Source organism: uncultured Flavonifractor sp., from assembly GCF_944387675.1.
GTDB lineage: Bacteria > Bacillota > Clostridia > Oscillospirales > Oscillospiraceae > Flavonifractor.
Window position 1 is genome coordinate 1 of the sequence record NZ_CALXFV010000138.1, and the last position, 4411, is coordinate 4411.

4 protein-coding genes are annotated in these 4411 nt (G+C 63.2%); 1 reads left to right on the plus strand and 3 read right to left on the minus strand.

Annotated elements, in window-relative coordinates; all coding sequences use genetic code 11:
* Positions 1–547, plus strand: a 547-nt coding sequence (locus tag Q0J74_RS10500; RefSeq protein WP_363315582.1) for a GNAT family N-acetyltransferase, incomplete at its 5' end; no start/stop codon positions are given.
* 98 nt (positions 548–645) lie between these two features.
* Here Q0J74_RS10500 and Q0J74_RS10505 read toward each other — a convergent pair.
* Genes Q0J74_RS10505 through Q0J74_RS10515 form a run of 3 tightly spaced genes read right to left on the minus strand, consistent with a single transcriptional unit; the run spans position 646 to position 4235 of the window.
* On the minus strand, positions 646–2016 hold the full coding sequence (locus Q0J74_RS10505; RefSeq protein WP_297214395.1) for a hypothetical protein: 1371 nt from the start codon (positions 2014–2016) through the stop codon (positions 646–648).
* Positions 2009–3286, minus strand: coding sequence for a DUF58 domain-containing protein (locus Q0J74_RS10510; RefSeq protein ID WP_297214396.1), 1278 nt, complete (start codon positions 3284–3286; stop codon positions 2009–2011). The genes Q0J74_RS10505 and Q0J74_RS10510 overlap by 8 nt, the downstream gene beginning before the upstream one ends.
* Complete coding sequence (locus tag Q0J74_RS10515) at positions 3276–4235, minus strand: AAA family ATPase (protein ID WP_297214398.1); 960 nt, start codon at positions 4233–4235, stop codon at positions 3276–3278. The genes Q0J74_RS10510 and Q0J74_RS10515 overlap by 11 nt, the downstream gene beginning before the upstream one ends.
* Positions 4236–4411 lie beyond the last annotated feature (176 nt).

The following is a 4411-nucleotide window of genomic DNA, read 5'->3' on the forward strand; positions in this document are numbered from 1 at the left end:
CAGCTTATCGATTCAGTCAGGACAGTTTATGGAGGAATTTATGGTTTGCCTTAGAAAAATTACAGAAGAAAACTTTATTGACGCATTTAATCTGAAACTCGCGCCAGAACAAGAACGCTTTGTTTCACACCCGGTCCGCAGTCTTGCGCAGGCCTATGTGTATAGAGAACAATGCCAGCCTTTTGGAATATATAAAGATGATACGATGGTTGGCTATGTTATGGTGATTTACGATTATGATGTCCCCGAATATGATATATGGCATATGATGATTGATGAATCGAATCAGAGGCGGGGCTATGGGAAAATCGCACTGGATCGCGTGCTTGATTATATTAAGACGAAACCTTTTGGCCCTTCCAATCGGGTAACCTTAACCTGTAACAGGGATAATATCCAAGCGCTAAATCTGTATAAGAGCAAAGGCTTTATAATGACCGGAGCAGCGGATGAAGATGAAATAGAACTATCGTTGATGATACAGGAACAAACTGCAGTTTGTCGAGTAGATAACAGCTCCGGTCAGGGCCGTCAATGGTCAAGATGAACGGCGCACTTTATGCGCTGCCATTGACTGCCCTGCCCGGCCTCGCTCTGCGGCCATCAAGGCGGGCAAGACCCAAGGGTACTTGCCCGCTGACTGCATTAGGCGGGAGAAGAGGAGTGGGGAGACGGGCCGCCGGGGTTTTCTCCGGCGAGGCGGCTTCGGAGTCCGGGAAGGCGGGATACCAGCTGCCTGAGGGTGAGCAGGCCCATGGCCCTGCCCAGGCGGCGGCGGATAAGGGGAGCCTGGGGCAATTCTCCCTCCGGTCCGCCGGGGGAGAAGAGGGCCAGGTCCACTGCCGGGATCAGGCGGTCAAGGGCCTGGGCCAGGTCCTGGTCTCCCGCCGCCCCCTCCCGCAGGCGGGTGAGAAATTCCCGGGGTGTCTCACCCCGGAGTTTGTGCCACGGCGTGGGAGCGCTGCGGCGGACTAAAAGAAAGTAGAGCCCCCAGGCCGTGTTCCGGTTCCGCCACAGGGTCAGGCGCAGGACAAACCGGCTCCACAGTCCGGCCAGCAGGCGTCTGAGTCCGGCCAGCAGGGAGATGCGCCCGGCCCGGGTGCCGGAGATGCGGACGGAGTGGGTATGGGGGGCCAGACGCAGGCGGCGCAGCCGGAGGGCCAGGCGGATGGCCAGGACAAGGGCAGCCAGAGCCAGAATCGCCAGGAAGGCGGCCAGCACCACCGGATTGGCTTGGGTCAGCGTCTCCTCCTGCTCCGGCATCTGGATCTGTTCCGGCTCCAAGGTCAGCTCTTCCGCAGGGGCAGGGGGGAGGAGGGAGGTGAGGAAGACCAGCAGGCGCCACAGCTGCCCCAGCAGGAACAGAACCGCGGACACCAGCCAGTTCCACAGTGTGACCAACCCTTCCCCGGCCGGGGCGGCCAGGTATCCGACCAGCAGCCAGACCATGGCGAAGACCCCGGCGAAGACCGCTGCCAGGAACAAGCCGCTTTTCAGGTTCAGGCTGGAGCCGGAGCGATAGACAATCAACCCCAGAATGGAGGCGGCGCAGCCGGCGGCGATGGGCGCGCACCAGGATACCGGCAGTTCCAGCGCAGCCAGATAGGCGGTAAACAGGGCGAGCGCCGCCAGGCACAGGTCCACGGACAGGATAAGCTGAAACAGGGTAGGGGGACTCCAGGCCAACTGTCCGGCCCGGGCGGCCAGCCACAGGCAGAACAGGGCGGCGAAGAGAAGGCTGCCCCAGTCCGGCAGGGGATTTACCAGAACAACAGAGAGAAAGGCTGCCAGGCTCAATCCGCCGTTGAGCAGTACCAGGCCCAGCACCGTGCGCTCCCGCCGCAGGAAAAGCCGGTTGGCGGCAAACAGCACCAGGGAGTAGGGCAGCAGCATCAGCGGATAGTAAGGGCCGGGGGCGTAGGCGTTGAGTGTGGTGAGGTAGACCAGGGTACACTGGAGGCAGCTGGTGGCAAATAAAGAGGCGGCGGCGGGGAGAAGGGAGCTTCTATTATCCATTACTCCCCACCTCCTTCAGCTGCTCCAGGGGGACTGTCTCAAACTCCCCCGCCGGTTTGCCGTCCCACAGGCAGGTGAGCAGGGTGGTACAGGAACTGCCCAGCCGGTGGGGAAGGGCCTTGGCATCCAGACGGGCGGCGTCATAGAGGATGTAGTAGAAGCGGCCCACACTGCGGGCCGCCTCAAAGAGGGCTGGCTCCTGAAAAATCGGGGCCTGGGACAGAAGCGCCCCGTTTTCGTCCCACTTGGGCGGACAGACCTGGTAGGCGGCCAGAGCAAAGAGCATCTCCTCCGTTGCGGCTGCAAAGAGGTTGACCGCCTCGCCTCCGGAACCCCGGCAGAGGCTCAGCCCGCAGGGGACCTGGAGGGCGGAGAGACGCACCACCAGGGAGGCCAGCACGCTCAGGGCGTCCTCCAGCTCCTCCGGGTGAGGCTGTGGTCCGCTGAAGCTCTCTCCGTCCAACAGGAAGTGAACGCCCCGGGGGAGGATATCCTCATAGATATTTACCGTAAGGGGCAGGCAGCGGGCGGCCAGCCGCCAGTTGATGCGCTTGAGGGAGTCGGTAGTCTGATAGTCCCGGGTGGAGCGGATCACGGTGGGGTCCTCCATAACGCCCCTGGCCCCTGTGTCAGAATTCCAGCGGTTGCGGAGGAAAAGCTCCGGACGCACCTTAATCAGCCGGGGATAGACGGCCAACTGCCAGCCGCCCCCCTGGAGGATGGGGGCCTCTACCTGGACCAGCCCAAAGCCGTCGCCGGTGCGCACCCGCCAGCCTGCGGTGGAGTAGACCCCCCGCCGCCGGGCAGTCCATCGGATGGTGAGGGGAACCGTCTCATACCAGAGCAGGAAGGAGAGGCGGCGCTCCCCCACCAGTTGGGTGCTGTATCCGTCCTCCGCCAGAGTACTCTGCTCCCGTTCATCCGGCTCCCGGCTCTCCTCCGGCACCAGGCACAGCTGGGGGGAGAGGGGGAAGAACAGCTCCGCCCACACCAGGGGGAGAAACTTGCCGTTGTGTACGCGAAGGGGGATGGTGAGGGTATCCCCCGGGAAGACTCCCCAGGCGCTGGGAGCGGCGGAGACATCCAGTCCCCGGAGAGCGAGAACGGCCCATAGCCGGGCGGCCAGCGCCAGCAGGAAGAGAAACATCAGCACCGCCGCCAGCTTGCCATAGCCGAAGAAAGCCGCCAGCAGGCACAGCACCAGGGTACCCGCCAGGGTGGGCAGGACAACCAGGGTGCTGGAGCGGCTGAAGATGGGCTTAGCGCCCATGGCCGGTCTGTTCCGGGGCGGGGGAGGCCGGTACCTGAGCCAGCACCTCGTCCAGAATGGCGGCGGCGTCCATGCCGGAAAACCGGGCGCCGCTGTCAGGGATCAGCCGGTGTTCCAGCACCGGGTGGGCCAGGGCCTTCACGTCGTCCGGGGTGACATAGTCCCTGCCCTCCATGGCGGCCCATACCTTGGCCGCCCGGTAGAGTCCCCGGCTGGCCCGGGGGCTGGCGCCCATGACCAGCTGGGGGTGGGTGCGGGTGGCCCCGGTAAGGGCCACGATGTACGCGGCCACCCCGTCCGAGACGTGGACGGAGGCAATCTCCTGCTGGGCGCGGAGCAGCTCCTCTCCGCAGGTTACAGAGTGTACCTGCTCAAACCGGATGCGGTCCCCCAGCTGCCGGAGCATCTGGCATTCCTCCTCCGGCTTGGGATATCCCATGCTGATGCGGATGAGGAAACGGTCCATCTGGGCGGCGGGCAGCCGGAAGGTGCTCTCCGACTCCACCGGGTTTTGGGTGGCCAGTACCAGAAAGGGGACGGGGAGGGGAAAACGCTCCCCGTCGATGGAAATCTGCCGCTCCTCCATAGCCTCCAGCAGGGCGGATTGGGTGCGGGGGATGGCCCGGTTGATCTCATCGGCCAAAAGCAGGTTGGTCATCACCGGCCCCTGCCGCAGCTCAAAGTCCCCGGTTTTTTGATTGTAAATGCGCATGCCGATGATGTCGCTGGGCAGCAGGTCCGGGACAAACTGGATTCGCCCGGAGCGGCAGCCCAGGGCGATGGAAATGGTTTTGACCAGGGTGGTCTTGCCCACGCCGGGGAGATCGTCCAGCAGTACGTGTCCGTCGGCCAGCACGGCCATAATGATGAGACGGATGCGGTCTCCCTTGCCCACAATGATCTTTTCGGTTTCGGCCTGGATGTTTCTGGCCAGTGCTTGTATGTCCATGGTACGGCGGTTCCCTCCTGCGTGACGAAAGTGTGAGGTTTGGGTCCTGTGGGCGGCAGGATGCGGCCTGCCGCCGGGCGGCCCCGTATTTTTGCACAGCTCAGATTCTGGCGATATGCTCCTCCACCGCGGTGTCGGCCACAGCCTTGGCCACCACATCGGCCACGGACTTGTCC